The sequence below is a fragment of the Salinicola halimionae genome, assembly GCF_003206065.1.
GTDB classification, from domain to species: domain Bacteria; phylum Pseudomonadota; class Gammaproteobacteria; order Pseudomonadales; family Halomonadaceae; genus Salinicola; species Salinicola halimionae.
Genome location: NZ_PZJQ01000006.1, coordinates 13,468 through 31,101 on the forward strand (window position 1 = coordinate 13,468; position 17,634 = coordinate 31,101).

At 59.2% G+C, this 17,634-nt stretch carries 8 protein-coding genes; 2 read left to right on the forward strand and 6 right to left on the reverse strand.

The annotated features are described in order from the left end of the window. Positions 1 to 21: 21 nt before the first annotated feature. Positions 22 to 1,200, forward strand: a complete 1,179-nt coding sequence (gene fadA / locus DOM27_RS16950) for an acetyl-CoA C-acyltransferase FadA (RefSeq protein ID WP_110657941.1) — start codon at positions 22 to 24, stop codon at positions 1,198 to 1,200. 209 nt (positions 1,201 to 1,409) lie between these two features. On the opposite strand, the gene DOM27_RS16955 is transcribed toward fadA, so the two are convergent. From DOM27_RS16955 to DOM27_RS16980, 6 genes are all read right to left on the reverse strand, one after another. Beyond that, complete coding sequence (locus DOM27_RS16955) at positions 1,410 to 2,297, reverse strand: S66 peptidase family protein (protein WP_110657963.1); 888 nt, start codon at positions 2,295 to 2,297, stop codon at positions 1,410 to 1,412. Positions 2,298 to 2,445: 148 nt separating this feature from the next. Beyond that, entirely contained in the window at positions 2,446 to 4,581 is a 2,136-nt protein-coding gene (locus DOM27_RS16960) for a putative bifunctional diguanylate cyclase/phosphodiesterase (RefSeq protein ID WP_110657943.1), read from the reverse strand. Between the two features lie 181 nt (positions 4,582 to 4,762). Further along, positions 4,763 to 5,149: an MAPEG family protein gene (locus DOM27_RS16965; protein ID WP_157956787.1), complete on the reverse strand. Its 387-nt coding sequence runs from the start codon at positions 5,147 to 5,149 to the stop codon at positions 4,763 to 4,765. Positions 5,150 to 5,258: 109 nt separating this feature from the next. After that, a complete protein-coding gene (locus DOM27_RS16970) occupies positions 5,259 to 6,686 on the reverse strand; it encodes a TolC family protein (protein ID WP_245392784.1) in 1,428 nt (475 codons plus the stop codon). A gap of 5 nt (positions 6,687 to 6,691) precedes the next feature. Beyond that, on the reverse strand, positions 6,692 to 8,029 hold the full coding sequence (locus tag DOM27_RS16975) for an HlyD family type I secretion periplasmic adaptor subunit (protein ID WP_110657949.1): 1,338 nt from the start codon (positions 8,027 to 8,029) through the stop codon (positions 6,692 to 6,694). Continuing rightward, positions 8,026 to 9,813 carry a type I secretion system permease/ATPase gene (locus DOM27_RS16980; RefSeq protein ID WP_110657951.1) on the reverse strand — a complete coding sequence of 596 codons (1,788 nt, stop codon included), beginning with the start codon at positions 9,811 to 9,813 and terminating at the stop codon, positions 8,026 to 8,028. Before DOM27_RS16980 ends, DOM27_RS16975 begins: the two co-directional genes overlap by 4 nt. A 694-nt stretch (positions 9,814 to 10,507) precedes the next feature. Here DOM27_RS16980 and DOM27_RS16985 point away from each other — a divergent pair. Next, on the forward strand, positions 10,508 to 17,634 hold a 7,127-nt coding region (locus DOM27_RS16985), incomplete at its 3' end, for a carbohydrate-binding protein (protein WP_157956788.1).

Below are 17,634 nucleotides of genomic sequence, written 5' to 3' on the forward strand. Positions count from 1 at the left end.
CCACCAGTCGGAGTCACAGTCATGAGTTTGAATGCTAGAGATGCCGTGGTGGTCGATGCCGTACGCTCCCCCATGGCCAAAGCCAAGCACGGCGCATTTCGCCACGTGCGTGCCGAGAATCTTTCTGCCGCCGTGATGCAGGCGCTCTTTACGCGTAATCCGAAACTGGATCCTGCGGGTGTCGACGACATCCTCTGGGGCTGTGTCAACCAGACCCTCGAGCAGTCGATGAACATCGCGCGTAACGCGGCCATCCTGACGGGTATTCCGCGCTCGGTGCCGGCACAGACCATCAATCGTCTGTGTGGATCGTCGATGAGCGCACTGCACATCGCGGTCGCCAATATTCGTGCCGACATGGGCGATTGCTACTTGATCGGCGGCGTCGAGCATATGGAACATGTGCCGATGACGCACGGCGTCGACGTCAATCCGACGGCCAGCAAGAGCGCGGCCAAGGCGGCTATGATGATGGGCCTGACCGCGGAGCTGCTGGGCAAGATGCATGGCGTGACCCGCGAGCAGCAGGACCAGTTTGGCCTGCGCTCCCATCAACGCGCCAGTGAAGCCAACCGTTTGGGTTATTTCGATAACGAGATCGTGCCGATCGAAGGTCATGACCAACAGGGCTTTCCTAGCCTGATCAAGCACGACGAGGTCGTGCGCGAGGATGCAAGCCTCGAGCAGATGGCCTCGCTCAAGCCGGCTTTCGACCCCAAGAATGGAACGGTCACAGCTGCCACCTCCTCGGCACTCTCGGTAGGCGCCTCGGCGCTGATGATAATGAGCTACGAGCGCGCCAAGTCCTTGGGGCTCGAACCACTGGCTAAAATCGTATCAACCGGCGTTGCCGGCTGTGACGCCTCGATCATGGGCTATGGGCCCGTACCGGCCTCACAGAAGGCGCTCAAGGCGGCCGGCCTCAAGATAGGTGATATCCAGACGGTAGAGCTCAATGAAGCCTTCGCCGCGCAGTCGATCCCTGTGTTGAAGGACCTTGAACTACTCGACCGCATGGACGAGGCCGTCAATCTGCACGGCGGTGCGATTGCACTTGGCCACCCGCTGGGCTGTTCCGGGGCGCGTATTTGCACCACCTTGCTCAACGTGATGCGCCAGCAGAACACCAAACTGGGCCTGGCGACGATGTGCATCGGTATGGGGCAAGGTGTGGCGACCGTGTTCGAACGTCTGCCCTGAGAAAAGGGCTGCGCTCGATCATACTGTGTTGAAAATCAACTTAAGGTGCTCATTTACGTCCCGTAAACTCCGCTCTTTCGTTGATTTTCGCCTTGTCTGATCGTCGCTCGCCAATTTTCTTTCAACTTGGTTGAACCGATACCGCCTCGCATTGCGCGAGGCGGCGTTTTGGTAAAAACACGCGACGTTGCTGACGTGTCGCGAGAGATTCAGTTCAAGAAATGGAGTCGATTAGCGTCAATGCGTGCCTTCGACCCATAGCGCCAGGGCAGGTTGTCGCGGCCATGGCCGATCGGCAGCCCCGTGTAAAGGGGTAGGGCGCGTGGTGCTAGCCACGTCTCGAACAGCGTCTCGATACGCAGATCGCCGTAGGGTGTGCAGCCTTCGAAAGTACCGATGCAGACGGCCGCAGCGTCATCCAGTGCACCGGAATAAACCAATTGCCATAGATCGCGCTCGAGTCGGTAGTAGGGTTCGCCGACGTCTTCCAGAACGACGATGGCGCCGGGTGGCGCGCGAAACGCCAATGGCGTACCCGCGACGCTGGCTAGTGTCGCCAGATTGCCACCGACCAGCGGTCCCTCGAGGGGATCTGTCGTCAGCGCTGTGGAGGCGGAGTTCAACGGCACGGCCTCGGGAACCCGTCCCTCGAGTAGTGCAAGCAGGGCGCCTAGGTCGCGCCGGCTGGCGGCGCGCAGATCGGCGTCATCCGCGATCAGCTTGACCCCTTCTTTCATTACCGGACCGTGAATGGCCGGCAGTCCATGTCGGTGGCATTGATCCAGCAGCACGCTGAGGTCGGAATAACCGATCAGTGGTTTGGGCGGCAGCCGGTCCCAGTCAATCTCGGTTGCCAGATGCGCGCAGCCGTAGCCGCCGCGAACGGCCCAGACCGCATCGGTCTGTGGATCGGCGTAAGCGTCGTGGAGCGCCGCCAGACGGTGGTCGACATCTCCGGCCAGATAACGCTGTTGCTTCTGGAGTTGGGCGGGAAAGCGCACCTGGATTCCGAATTGCTGCAAGGCTTCGGCAGCTTGTTCCAGTATCTCGGGGCGGGTGAACGATGCTGGGGCTATCAAGCTAAAAATCGGGGACATTGGCAGCGGCTTCACGAAATCGATCGATGGGAAGATGGCAATCCGCACGTTACGTCAGTGCGGCGTCCGGTGCCACCAGCTCGGCCCTATATCCAGATGACCCATGATGAAGATCGTCATGGAGATGAATATTGCGATGGGCCCATCATCAGCGTTTGTCCTTTAGCTGCTCGATCAGTTGCTCCATCGCCATCGGGCGCCCCAGCAAATATCCCTGGTACTGTTTGACCCCCAGTGTCTGAAGCAACTGCCATTGCGATTCAGTTTCCACGCCCTCGGCGACGGTCTCCATGCCGAGCAGATCGCATAGCCCGACGATGCCTGCCAACAGATGGCGAGAGCGCGGATCGGCTTCCAGGTCGTGCATGAAGCTGCGATCGATCTTGATGGTGTCGAAAGGCAGCCGCTTGAGATAGCCCAACGATGAATAACCTGCCCCGAAGTCATCCATTGCGACGCGAAAGCCCTGACGCCTGAGATGTTCTATCCGGGTTTCCGGGGCTCGCGTATTTTCCAGAAAGACGGATTCCGTGACTTCCAGTTCGATCTGGTCGGTGGTGATGCCATGGCGCCGGCAGGCGTCGCAGAGCGTGTCGGCCAGGCTTGCGTCCATGACATGTAGTGCGGAAATGTTCACCGCCACCGGTAGCGGATTGCCTGAAGCGGCGAGACGCGCGGCATACCCGGCCGCGCGATCGATGGCCAGATTGCCCAGGGCGGAGGCCATGCCGTGTTGTTCAGCGAGCGGTACGAAAGTGCTGGGGGGGACGTGGCCATGTTCGCTCGTTGCCCAGCGCGCCAGGAGTTCGGCGCCGATCACGCGGCTCTGACTATCGAACTTGGGTTGAACGACGAAATCGAGCGACGCTCCGGCGATCGCCTCGCGCAGGCGGGAAAGCATCGACATTTGTTCCAGATTGTGATGTTTCAGCTGTTCGTGATAGACGACGATTGCATTCTTGCCCCTATCCTTGGCCGCATACATGGCGACATCGGCATGCTTGAGTAGCGTTTCGCCATCGCGTCCATGGCTCGGTGCGTGGACGATACCGATGCTGGCAGTCACGCTGATCTGATGGCCCCCAATGACCATCGGATGGGAGAGCGCTTCAAGCAGTCGAAGCGCGATCCTGTCGCCCAAATGCGTATCACTACCCAGATCGATGATCACTACGAACTCGTCGCCACCCCAGCGCGCGACCAGATCCTTGCTGCGCAGCGTGGCGCGCAAGCGTTTGACCATGATTTTCAGAAGGATGTCGCCCGCCTGATGGCCCAGCGAGTCATTGATATTCTTGAAGCCATCCAGGTCGATGAACAGTACGGCGAGCCCATGGTCGGGCGAGAGCCTGGCCAGTCGACGATTCAATGTCTGTTGCAGCGTCGCGCGATTGGGTAATTGTGTCAGCGTATCGATACTGGCGAGCTGCTCGAGCTCCCGCTCGGAGCGCTTGCGAGCCGAGATATCCCGTAATACGGCGATGTAATGGGTTTGGCCGGTTTCGTCCGGCGTGAACTGGCTGAGCGTCAGTTCGATCGGAATGGCGGGAGCTCCCTCGACATGAAAGACGCCCTCATGATGCTGCAAGCGATCATTGCCGGCTGCCGCCGCGGGATCACAGTGCAGTACCTCGGCTTCGATGTAATATTGCAAAGGCTGGCCGAGTATCTTACTGGGAGAGAGCCCGCCAAGCTGGACAAAGGCATCATTGGTTTCGAGGATGTACCACCGCTCGTCCACCACCAGCATGGGGTCTCGCGATGCCACGAAAGCATGCGCCTTGACGCTGTCGACGCTGCGCTGATCTTGGAGATCGTCGATGATTTCCCAGGTGCCGGTCGCGGCGACAGGCAATGCGTTGGCATCTCGAGCCGTGATCGCACCTCGAACGCGCCACTTGACCTCCGGCATGTCGGCATCGGGTTGTATCAGCGTATCGACCCGATCCTGATGACCACCATTGAGCCGCTTCCATAGCGCGATCAGGCGTCGCCGTTCCGGCGATGGCGTCGACTTCAGCAGTGCCCACCAGTCGATGCGCAGATAGTCATCCTCGTCCGAGGGCTGCTGCGCAGCTACGCTGCCGAAAAGAAAGCTGTGGTCGGGTGCCGACCATCGCCAGTAGGAAACCTGGGCTGCCATCATGGCTTCCAGAGCCCACTGTTGACGACCCGCGGGCCCGGTTGGCAGGACCCCCACTATCGCCTGGGTGGACGTCGGCTCGCCGACGGAAGGGCCGGGGTCTTGTGATGAAGCGCTGTCGGATTCGTCGCTGCTGGACATGACATCGGGTCTCGATCGCGCTGGAAAGACAACAGACAGTCACGCGCTGTGACTCGGGCCTTTCATCGGCCCAAGGCATCAAAACTTGAAGTCTGTGCTAACTTCTCGTTGCTGGCGATGGCCCAGTGACGTGAGGAACGGCTCGGCGAGCACTCGTGCTGCTCTCCATACCTCCGGTCGTTTACAGAAACGCCGTCGCAAACAGACACAGCACCGCGAGGAAACTCACACCGAAGAGCGCCGAACGCAGCGTTGCCAAGTCCATGGCATAGCAGCACCCGTGTCCGATACGTGCCAACACGAAAACGATGCAGGCGAGGTCTGCAAGCCAGCCACCTCCTGTAGTCTGCACGGCAACGATCCCCGCGGTGAATAGTGCCAGAGCCTCCCAGGCATTACCTTGCGCTGCCCACAGGCGAGCGCCTTTACCCTCCATCTGCGCGTATTGCTGGCGCGGATGATGATTATCCAGATGGCCGAACTCCCGACGTCTGGCGCTGCTGCTCCAGAATGCCAGCCAAAATGGTAATAGCGCGGTTATCAGCAGGCACCACAGCGGAAGATTCATTGCCATCCTTTTGGTTGATGCCGTCGAACGTGATTGTTCGACGCCCTCTAGCCAAAGTAGCAGATCACTCCATGGCTGCACGCGAGCTGCGCGTGATGACTGCGCTGGCTCATCCCGTGCGGCCCGATGATGCCTGTTCGACACGGGCGAGGATATTCGCCACGTCCGTCAGCGCCGACGTATCGAGTTGGCCGACAGCCGCGTCGAGATAAGTGCGATCCTTGAGATAGAGACATAATGTTTCGATGAACCGAATACGAAGATCGTAGAGAGAGGAGCGGGCGTCGAGAACATCGACCAGGTCTCTGAGGCCCAGGGACTCCCCACGAATCGCCGCCTGCAGGAATAGACTGCCGGATTCGACTGAACGTTGCAGTGCCTCGATCTGACGCAGATCACCCTGCATGCTGCGAAGGCGCTTACGGACTTCCTGCTGGGCCAGACGCTGTGCGTTCTCCACCGATGCGGTGCCGGCCATGGCCGTCAGTTCGCCCTGGCGAATACTGGCGGAGGTATAGCCGCCTTGATAGATCGGCAGGTTCATCTCGATGCTGGCGGTAAGATCGTTGCTGGTTCGGAGCGCATCGTTGCTGTCGACGTCGCTGTACCCGACGACCAGGTTGAGCTCGGGATAGCGCGTGGCGCTGCGCACGTCCGTATCGATCTGCGCCACCCGCTGCTGTTCAGCAGCCAAGAGTACCTGAACGTTATCCTGGGTCTGGGCCAACCAACTCTCGAGCGGGCGAGTTTCCGGCGCGATATCGAGCTTCTCCGGCGTATCGACCAGTTCGGGATCGAAGTTCAACGGGGTACCGGTCAGGCGTTCGAGATCACTCAACGCATTGGCGAGATCATTCTCCGCCGATGTCTGATCGGCAACCGCCTGGTCGAGCCGTGATCGGGATTCCAGCAGGTTGATGCGATCGCCGATACCCAGATCATAGGCGCGCTGGGCCTGACGCTGCTGCAGCACCAACGACTCTCGCTGAGCGATCAGCAACCCCAGCTTGCGTGAGGCCTGATAGGCATCGAGATAGGTCTCCACCACCTTGACTGCCAGATCGCGCTCGGCAACCGCCACCTGCAACGTTGCCGCATCCATCTGGGCTTGCGCTTTACCGACCCGGCGCCAGCGTTCCAGGCTGAATAGTGGCTGGGTCATTCGTAGTTCCCAGCTAGTGTCCCGTGTCTTGCCGGAAACGCGATCATCGTAGACCTCGTCAGGATAGTCGCCAGGGTTGTCAGTGTAGATGTTGTCGGCATCCGTATAGCGATACGCGGCAGTGGCGTCGAGCCGGGGACGCAATCCGGCCTGCGCCATTGGCACTTCCTGCGCGACCGATTGACTGTCCAGTCGCTGGCTCTGCAACCCGCTGTCATAGCTCAGCGCCAGAGCGACCAACTGCGAGAGAGGCGGTAGTGGCGCCGGCGTGGCGCTTTCCGATTCCGCTACCGGTGATTCTATCTTGAGCGGCTGAGCCTGGATGGAGGTGGTCAGCGCTGCAAGGCAGCCGGTCAGCACCCATCGATGAATCATTCGCATCACTCTTCTCGCATCGCACGGGCCAGCATGTCGCTGAACGGTTTAAACATGTAGCTGGCAAAGGTGCGATCACCGGTTTTCAGCATCACTTCGGCAGGCATGCCGGCCAATAGCTGCATCGACGACGTCATTTTGGAATATCCTTCGTCGGTGACGCGAATGCGCGCCTTGTAATAATGGTTGTGTGTGGCTTCGTCTTCGAAACTGTCCGCCGAAACGTTGGCGACCTCGCCCTGGATGACGTTGGAAAGTCGCTGGTTGAAGGCGCTGAAGCGGATTTCGGCGGATTGGCCGGGGTGAACGTTATCGATATCACGATCGGGGATCCGCGCCTCGACGATGAACGCTTCATTGGCCGGGACGATTTCCATGACGGTATCACCGGACCGAATGACCGCTCCCTGGGTATGAATCTGCAGGCCGACGACGGTCCCCGAGACCGGCGCGACGATGGCAGTCCGTTGAACCTGATCGCGCAGGGCGGTGACCCGTTCTTCGGCGTCGGTCACCTGGGACTGAATGTCCTTTAGGTCCTCTCCGATTTCCTGGTGATATTCCTGGCGGCGGATCTCTTTCTGAAAGCCGTTTTCGCTGATCTGCGAGCGCAGCTGGGCCACTTCGGCGCTGTGCTGGGCGTTTTCCCCCTGATACTCGAGCACCTGGCGTTCCAGCTCGCGCAGACGTTGATTGTCACCCAACCCCTCCTTGAACAGCGTGCGATAGTCGTTGGCTTCCCCCGCCAAGGACTTGATCTTGGACTGATTCACCTGCTGCAATCTTTCGAGACCGGCGATTTGCTCCTGCATCTGACGAGCCTTCTCGTCCAAGGCCGAGAGGGCATCCTTCAGCGACTGCCGACGAACCTGGAACAGCCGTTTCTGAACATCGACGACCGCTTGAACTCGTGGCGAGACATTGTCCAGTAACATATCTGGAAAAGTCAGCGTGTCGCGGTCGCTCTGCTCCGACAGCAGTCGTACCTCACTGGCGAGTGCGATGCGGTACTCCGATTCGGCGATGGAGAGCTTGGCCAGTGGCTGGGTATCGTCGAGTACGATCAACGAATCTCCCGCGCTGACGTGATCGCCGTCCTCGATCAGGATGCGTTTGACGATGCCGCCTTCGAAGTGCTGAACTTTCTTGGTGGATGTTTCCACCGCCACTGATCCCGATGCGACCACCGAGACCGCGAGATCGGCCGTCAGCGACCAGAGCACGAATCCCCCAAGGGCTATTACCAGTATCCCCAGACCCCAGCTACGGCTGGCTCGGTCGCTGGTTGGCACCTTGGGCGCAGGGGTACCGAGCGCAATCGGTGCGGAAGAGGAAATCGTCATGACGTCGGCGGCTCCGGAGACAGGGGGGGGGCTAGGCGTGACTCTTCTGGCTTGCCGCGGGCTCGCATCCGGATCGAATGTATGGGGGCGTCACCCGTTTTGAGCGGTGGTTCCGCCGTCTTCGTCGCGGACTGGCGCGCGGGCGCGCAGGCAGCCATGCGCCCCTCCTGCAATACGAGAACCCTATCGACGTGATCCAGGATGGCCGTTGCGTGGCTGATGATGAAGACGGTAGTACCCTGGCTCTTGAGCTGGCGTAGACAATGCAGCAGTGCGCGTTCGCCACTAGCGTCGAGGTTGGCATCCGGCTCGTCGAGAACCAGCAGAACGGGGTTGTCGTAAAGTGCCCTGGCCAGGCCCAGACGCTGACGTTGCCCGCCGGACAGCACGCCCCCACTACTGCTGATCTGGGTATCGTAGCCAGCCGCCTGTCGCAAAATGATGTCGTGGACACCGGCTTTCTGCGCGGCTTCGATGACACGTGCCGGGTCGACATTGCCGAAGCGGGCGATGTTCTCGCTGATGCTGCCGTCGAAAAGCTCGATGTCCTGAGGGAGGTAGCCGATGAAGGGCCCCAGCCGTTCACGTGGCCATTGGCTGATATCGGTGCCTCCCAGCCGGACGCAACCGCTCTGGACCGGCCATACGCCCAGGATGACCCGTGCCAGCGTCGATTTTCCCGCCGCGCTGGGGCCGACGATAGCGATATGCTCGCCGGGGTTGCACAACAGGTTGAGTTCCCACAACGTCGGCCGGCTGTCGCCGGGTGGGGCGGCGGTTACCGCTTCGAGTGCCAGACGTCCGACCGGTGGCGGCAGTGGCATGCGCTGCGGCTCCGCGGGTATCGCCGACAGTAACGCGTTGAGTCTGGCGTGTGCGGTGCGCGCGGCAACGAACCCTTTCCAGCCGCCAATCATCTGATCGATGGGGGCCAGGGCGCGACCCATCAGGATGGAACCGGCAATCATCATGCCTCCGGTCAGACTGCCTTCGATGACCAGAAAGGCGCCTAGACCCAGGATCAGCGACTGAAACATGACCCGCAGGGTTTTCGACAGATTGCTGAGGGCGCCGGCCCTGTCACTGGCGTGGGACTGGTGCAGAAGATAGTCATGATGCCTGCCGCGCCAGCGGGCGAGCAGGTTGGGCAACATCCCCATCGCTTGGAGGACTTCGGCATTGCGCAGGTTGCTCTGGGCAAGATCCTGAGACTGAACATGTTCGCGGTTGGCCTCGCTCAGCAGCGACTGCGTGCTCTTCTCGTTGATCCAGGCCAGCACTATCAATATGCATGCCGCGACGGTGGCGAAGATGCCGAACCAGGGATGGAACAGTGTCAGAATAGCGATATAGACAGGTATCCACGGCGCATCGAAGAAGGCAAACAGGCCGTTGCCACTCAGGAACTGGCGCAACGTGGTGAGGTCGTTGAAAGGCTGAGCCGAAGGCTTGCCGGGTACCTGCAGCGCTCGCTTAAACGTGGCCTGATACAGCCGCTCGCTGATCTGCATGTCGAGCCTGTTCCCGACGCGTACCAGGATGCGAGAGCGCACCAAATCCAGAGAGCCCATCACCACGAACAGAAATACGACTACCAATGTCAACATGAGCAAGGTTTCAGGGCTACGCGTGGTGATCACCCGGTCGTACACCTGCAACATATAAATCGAGGGTGCGAGCATCAGTAAATTGATGAACAGACTGAATAATAAAATAAATAAAAAAGCTTGACGGCTGGCCGCCAATGCCAATTGTAAATCTGTTTTATCACTGGGCTTTGCCACGGTCTTTTCTCTTATGGATTCGATGTGAATAGGTGGCGTTGACGGTTAGTTACCTCTTCAGCATGCGTAAATTGTGAACAAGTTTACAAGCTTGTTTTTCTAGCTTCGATCAGCATTGAACTCGGCTTTCTAGTTCTTCGTTAATTTTTTTTGATATATTTTTCAAAGGCCTGAATATAGTTTGCGTTGTCGTTTTCAAAAAATATTGAAATGTTAGGTATCAAAACTAGCGCGTTTCATGAGCTGAAAATTTTTTGGGCTTCATTATTTTTAATGAGATTTCTGAGTGTCGTGGTTCAATTTTTATCATTCTTGAAATTTTATGTAATCGCAGCTCTTTTCGGTGGTATGTCGGCAGATCTAAGTTAATGATAATTCTACGAAAGAGAAGGGTCGAGAAACGCCTTTTTTCGCCTAACTACTTAAACTCGTTTTGGTGGTTTTAGAAGTTTCAACTTTGCGTTGGCGTGGGGACGCGATAGGTTGCCATCGGTAAGACTCCATCGGCAAGGCTCCCTCGGCAAGTCTTTAGTCATGAATCAGCCTCGAGTCTCCCGGCCAATAACGATCAATGACAGGTAACGTCTGGCGTTCAGTTAACGCAAGGGCGGTATGGCCTCTGTCAGTGCCGGAAAAGCGATGGTCATCCTCGCTCGTTCCATAACACCAAACTTAACGCTTAGGGGCTTCATAAATGTTCACGTTATCCATCATCGATGCGCAGACCGGGGAAGCCGTCGAGACGCTGACACAGGGGGCTGCCATCACTCGCCAACTGCTCGGCGAGGACTACTGGCTCGAGGTCACGCCTGCCGACAGTAGCGGTTTCCTCGCCAATGACGTTGCCAGCGTCGGACTGACGTTGACCGACTCCACTGGCGTGGCTAGCGAATTGATGGCTTCCGATAGCCCCTATCGGTTCACTCTCCCTTCTGATCTGGACCGGGGACTGACCCATCTGATGTTGGATGCACTGGACGAAGACGGCCAGCTACTAACCGGGAGCGAGCAGTCGGTCGATATCCAGATCGTCAATGCCGAAGGGTGGGCGGGTGATGTCTTCACCCTGCAAGGCGAATCGTTGATCCCGGACGATGGCACCTCGGTTGCCGATACTGTGATTCGCTCACCGTCCAACCCTGAAACGTCGGCAGCCGCGGGGCCCGATGGACTATGGAACGGTTCCAGTGGGCCGGGCTATCTCGATATGGGGGGGCAGATTGGTGACGCCGCCTATTTTGAGGTGAACGTCGGGACCGCCGGCACTTATCAACTCGATGTTCGCTATGCCGGCAGTGGCGCTAGCGGGGCCTCTCGCCCGATGGCCGTGCTCGTCGATGGTGTCGATCAGGGCAATCTGGCATTTCCGTCGACCGGTACCGGGACGGCCGGTTGGGAAACATGGGGTAACGGAACGCTGACATTGGCTCTGGATAGCGGCACCAATGTCATCCGGCTACAGAATGTCGTCGGAGGCGGCCCGAATATCGATAGCCTGACGTTGACCGCGATCGCGGCGGACGACTCTCCTGGAACACTGATCATTCAGGCCGAAGACCCCGACCTTGTCTCCATCGATGACAGCGGCTCGACGAGCAGCGGCGCTCTGACGCGCGTCGTCGACAGCGATCACCCCGACGCGCTTGGCAATGTCGGAGCCGGCGCCATCGGCGGCGGCTACGTCGATTTTGGTACCGATGCGGGAGACGCCGTGATTTTTGAAGTCACGCCCGATGAGCTTGGCGTTTACACCGCGACGATTCGCTACGTCAATGGCGGGACGGGGGATCGGCCGTTGTTGCTGTCCGTCAACGGAGCGGAACCCACGCTGGTCTCGTTTCCACCGACCGGCTCCTGGACCAGCTGGAACGAAATCAGCGTGTCGGTGCCGCTGTCCGAGAGCGATAATACGTTGACATTGACGCTGCCATCGACGGCCCAGGGAGGCGTGCCCAACGGCCCCAATATCGATCAGATCCGCTTCGACTATGCAGACGCGCTGCCGGCAGATCCGACGCTGGTGTTCTCGATCGAGGGAGAAGCGCTCGCCATCGATGACGGCTCCTCTCTAGCCGACACTGTGGTTCGCAGTGCCGATAACCCTGAGCCCAGTGGTGGTGGCATTGACCAACTGTGGGGAGACTTCAGTGGCTCCGGTTATCTCGATATGGGGGCGCAGGCAGGGGACGCGGGGTCTTTCTCGGTCAATGTTGCCGAGGCGGGCACCTACCTGCTGACGATTCGTTATGCCGCCAGTGGCCCCAACAATCGTCCGATGGCACTGTCGGTCGACGGTGACTCTCAGGGGAGGATCGACTTCGCTTCGACGGGCACGGGTAGTGCGGGCTGGGACAACTGGACGGAGACGACCGTCAAGATTGACCTCGACGCGGGTGCCAATGTGGTTCGACTCGCCAACATTGGCAGCACCGGACCCAATATCGACAGTCTGTCGATTCATACGATGGCGGACGACGGCGGCGGTAATTCGGGCGTCGAGCCGGGTAACCGGTTCGAGGCCAAGATCAATTTCCAGCCGAATGGAGCGGCGACGCCGGAGGGTTACGTTGCCGACACAGGCCTGGCATTCGGACAGCAGTCTCTGCAGGTGGATGGCCAGACTTACCAGTATGGGTGGGTGACGGCGGGGTCGATCGCTGACGGAACGGCCAACGGCACGACACCAATGGCGATCGCCGGCCAGGATGCGGTTGCGCTCGGTGATCGCAGCGGGTCACTCGATGATGTCGATCCGTTGCAGGCAACTTATGCCGGTTTCGACAAGCCGGGTTATAGCCAGGAGGCGGGGTGGGAGATCGAGCTCGAAGATGGTTACTACGAAGTCACGATCTCTATCGGGGACAGCGGCGGCGCCTACGACAGCGTCAATTTGATCAACGCGGAAGGCGAAGCCTTCAATACGCCCTTTGCCTCGATGCGCCCCGATGGCTTTCCGGCAGATGGTGATCCTACCGATGACAGCGACGGTTACCGCTCGACGCTGGTGACGCGGCTCGTCCAGGTGACCGATGGTCGTCTCACGCTCGACTCGATCGGCGTCGACAGCACCAATACCGAGATCCAGTATATCGAGATTCAGTCGCTTCCCGATCTGACGCCGAACGATGACCGCGAAGCGCCACAGGATTATGCCTTCTTTACCGATCCCCGCGCAGTGGCCGGTGTCGGCGAGAGTCAGGTCGAGGTCCATTTACAGTCGGACGACGGCAGTCTGCCCGTCGGTGTCGATCCGACGTCGGATTTCTTCATCGGCATCTCTGTCGTCGATGGCCGTGGCGGGGCATTGCTCGAGAGCCTCAACGACGGTTCGGTGAAGCTCTTCAACACCGTTACCGGTGAAGCGGTGCCGTTCAACATCAACACGACTGGCGGTTTCGACTCGCTGACGATTTCCCCGGTCGGCGGTCTGGACGAATACACCAGCTACACCCTGGTGATCGATGGCTTCCAAGACCGAGGCAATAATACCGATTCCGACGCGCCGACCCGCGAATTCCAGAAGTTCACCACGACCTTCGTCACCGGTGCCGAACCCGAAGTTCAAGACAGTGAGGTTGGGTTCGATACCACGGTGCTACTCAACGGGGCGCAAGATGGCGCCTATTTGTTCAGCTCCATTACGATGTCTCCCGATAACACCAAAATCTACGTCTCGACGCTGGGCGGTGAGATCAAGCGTTACGATATCGATGCCGTGACGGGTGAGCTCTCCAACGAGCAGACGCTATCGCTGGATTACTTCCAGACCGATGCGGGCGCTCGGGGTATCGTCAGTCTGACGTTCGATCCCACCGACCCCAACACGATATGGGTTACCGACAACTATCCGATTCCGCTGACCGGCCGAGATAACGGCGTGCCGGATTTCAGCGGTCGCGTCAGCAAGATCACCCTGGATGAAAGCGAGTCGACGTTCTCCGGTACCGCCGAGACCTACATCAACGGGCTGCCGCGCTCCAACGGTGACCACGTCACCAACAGTCTGATCTTCCATGCCAATCCAGAATACGACGCGCAGACCAATCCCGATGTGCCGCCGTACTTGCTGTATGTCTCCCAGGGGGCCAACACCGCGATGGGCGGCGACGATAGCGCCTGGGGTAACCGCCCCGAGCGCCTGCTCAACGCCGCCGTACTAGAAATCGATCCGTACCGGGATGCTCCGGCAGGCGGTTTTGACGTCTCGACCGAGCCGTTGCCGACCGATGGCTCCAATACCCGCTATGAAGATGACGACGGCGATCTCAAGAACGGGCCCATCGATATGGGCGGCGACCAGTATCTAGTGTTCGCTCAGGATGGCACGTCGTCGATGCAGGACGCCGACGGCAACGTGTTGATCGAATACTACGATCCCTACGCCGCAGACGCCGTACTCAAGATCTACGCCACGGGCCTCCGTAACGGCTACGACCTGGTCTGGCACTCCAACGGTAATCTATATGTACCGACCAATGGCTCCGCGGCGGGCGGCGTCACACCGGACGATCCATCGACGCCCTACAATGAAGCGTTGACCAACGTCGGCATCGAAGACGATTGGTTATTCAAGGTCGGTGAGGGCGGCTATTACGGCCATCCGGACCCGCTGCGCGATGAATATATCCTCAATGGTGGCAATCCGACGGCGGGCGTCGATACCAACGAAACTGACGAATACGTGGTTGGCACCAACCCCGATAGCAACTATCAGATTGATGACGCCTATTCTCTGGGTACCAACCGTTCGCCCAATGGCGCGATCGAATACACCAACAATATCTTCGGCGCTACGTTGAACGGTAGCTTGCTGTTCGTCGAGTACTCCGGTGGAGACGACATTCGCTGGATCTCGCTGGACGAGGACGGCAACGTCTCCACCGACAACGTGCTGCGAGATGTGGATGGCAACGTTATCCGTTACGTCGATCCGCTGGATATCATCGAGAACCCGCTGACCGGCCAACTCTATCTGATGACGCTCAACCGAAGTACCGGCGAGAGCCAAGTCATACGCCTGGATCCCGTTCCGGGAGATATCATTATCCCCGGAGATGGAGATGCCGACTTGACTACTATTGCCACTATTCAGGCCGAGGATGAGTCCCAGGCCGTCATCGCCTCCGGCGCCGGTGCCCAGATCGTGATTCGTGATGGGGATACGCCAGAAGTCAGCCCGACCAATCCGCCCTACGGCATCCGTCCGGGCGCTTACGGAATGGATGGAAACACCGATTACAGCGACGGTATCGTGGGGGGGTACGCCGACTTCGGTTCGACCACGTCTGACTTCATCACGTTCAACGTGGATGTTAGCGCCGGCAATGCTGGCGACGCCGTGCTGAGGGTCCGCTACGCCAATGGCGGAGAGACGAATCGGCCGCTGGAGGTCTTCGTCAACGATGTGAGCGTCGGAGTGTTCGCTTTCGCGCCGCCGGTCGGGGTCAGTGGCAATGCCGCCTGGAACACCTGGCAGTCACTGGATATCCCGGCCGAGTTGCTGGCGGGTGCCAATACCGTCCGGTTGCAGTCGATCACCAACACCGGACCTAATATCGATCAGTTGGAAGTACTGGTTGAAGACACCACGCCGGGCTATGCGGCTTACGAGGCCGAAAATGCCACTCTCGAAGGCGGGGCGATCGTGGTGCCAACGACGCAAACCGATCGGAACGCCTCCGGTAGCGGGTTCGTCGACTTCGTTGGAAGCGGCGACCAAAGTATCACCTGGGACGTGGATGTCGATCAGAGCGGCGTCTATGCAGTGACTTTCCGCTACTCGCTGACAACAGGTAAAGCCGATCGACCCTTGGGGTTGGACATCAATGGTGTCACCTATCCGGCGGTCAATTTTACGGCGCAGAGTCCGACGGCGGGTGATTGGGTCACTCAGACCATCAATATGACGTTGGCGACCGGCAGTAACACCATCACGGTTACCGCACCCAACGGCGTCGGGCCGGATATCGATTCGCTGGAAGTGCCTGATGAGCCTCTGTCGGTCACCAGCAACGGCGATATTAGCGTGGTCAGCACGGACCCGGCTTACTTCGATGATCGTATCGCTTTCAATTACCTGGAGAATGGTAACGTCACGCACCCCACGGAAGTACCACGCGGTTATAAAGATAGTGGCTCGGTGGTGATCACCAACCACGGTACCGGGGAATTGGCGGTGGGCAGCGTAACGGTCAGCGGCCCGTTCATGCTGGCGGATGCGGATGTACTGGATGACTTGAGACTGGCGCCCGGTGAATCCATTGAAGTCGGCGTCTTGTTCAATCGTGACGCTTACACGCCTCCGACCAGTAACGCTGCCGACGGCGTGTTCGAGGGTAAGTTGACGATTCAGTCCGACGACGTGGACCAGCCAGTCACCGAAATCCAGCTGGCCGGGTTCTGGCAGGCGCGTGACGAGGGTGGATGGGAGCCCAATCTCAATGAGATCTGGCAGGTGTTCGGCTTCGGCAATCATATCGATGGTCTCTCGACGTTGAATGATGGCGGTCTCTCCGTTCTCGCCGACGCAGGCACCTACCGCGCGGTCAGTAGCGAAGAAGTCCTGTCACGTTACTGGCAGCTCGCTGACGGTGTCGCAACGGCCAAGGTGACTCAATTGGCAGTGTTCGGGCCCCACGGTGCTGGTTTGACGCTGCATGAGCCCGGCGATCTGTCGGCAGGGACGACGCTGACCAGTATTGACAGCGTCGACAGTCAGACCCTACTGCCGCATTCGGCCGAAGGGGATTATGCAACGGCTTCGTTTAACCGTAGCGCTATTCCGGACGCCTGGTTAGGCGACGGCATTTTCGGTATGTCGGTGGGTAATGTTTCCACCGATCCCTCTCTCAATGTGTCCGGAGCGGGCACGCCCGCGGCAGATGCCGTAGACATCGAGCGTGGCTACATGGTGCGGGTTTTCCAGGCGCTGGACGCCGATGGAAAAGCCATAGCCAACACCTACATGGTGGCGATGGACCACATCGGCATCAATTACGATTACAACGACAACGTCTATCTGGTCGAGGGAATCCAGCCGGCCGTCAGAACGCCTTTCAACGAGACGGCGACGCCTTGGGAGGTCGATCAGAACGGCCTGACGCTGGACGCGGCGTTGTTCGACGAAGGCGCGCCGTATCTGACCTACGAAGATTCCAGCGAGACCCAAAGGGGTACTAACTTCCGCGAAGGCGGAGTGGACATTCGAGGCGATGGGGATGCCATTGGCTGGATCGAGAACGGCGAGTGGGTCGAATATACCCTGGAGGTCGATCAGGCCGGTGTCTACGATCTCTCGTTCCTGTCTGCTTTGGGCGCGCAGACCGGCAGCGCACGTTCGATCACGGCGACTTTCGATAACGGCGCTGGTGTCTACGAGGCTGCGACGATCGGCGTCGACTATACGGGTGACTGGAACACCTTTGCAGAGACCGAGAGTCAGAACGTGGCCCTGGAAGCGGGCACGCAGACACTGCGCCTGACCTTCAGCGGGGGGTCGCAGAATCTTGAGTCCTTCAATCTGTCACCCGTTTCTCAAACGGCATTCAATGACTCGGGAACGCCCTGGGCCGTTGACGGCGGGCTGACGCTAAACGCGGGGTTCTACGACGAGGGCGGTTCCGAAGTCGCCTATCACGACAGCAGCGAAGCCCAGTTGGGTGACAACACCCGAAACGAGGGTGTCGACCTGCGTGACAATGGCAATTCGATCGGCTCGATCGCCAATGGCGAATGGGTCGAGTACACCGTCGACGTCGCCACGGCGGGTACCTATCAGCTGTCGTTTGCCGCGGCCACGATGTCCAGCGGTCGCACGGTGAC

Bases quoted from the DNA above. Each gene is read 5' to 3' on its own strand.
- fadA (WP_110657941.1), top strand. From the start codon at position 22: ATGAGTTTGAATGCTAGAGATGCCGTGGTGGTCGATGCCGTACGCTCC.
- DOM27_RS16955 (WP_110657963.1), bottom strand. From the start codon at position 2,297: ATGTCCCCGATTTTTAGCTTGATAGCCCCAGCATCGTTCACCCGCCCC.
- DOM27_RS16960 (WP_110657943.1), bottom strand. From the start codon at position 4,581: ATGTCCAGCAGCGACGAATCCGACAGCGCTTCATCACAAGACCCCGGC.
- DOM27_RS16965 (WP_157956787.1), bottom strand. From the start codon at position 5,149: ATGAATCTTCCGCTGTGGTGCCTGCTGATAACCGCGCTATTACCATTT.
- DOM27_RS16970 (WP_245392784.1), bottom strand. From the start codon at position 6,686: ATGATTCATCGATGGGTGCTGACCGGCTGCCTTGCAGCGCTGACCACC.
- DOM27_RS16975 (WP_110657949.1), bottom strand. From the start codon at position 8,029: ATGACGATTTCCTCTTCCGCACCGATTGCGCTCGGTACCCCTGCGCCC.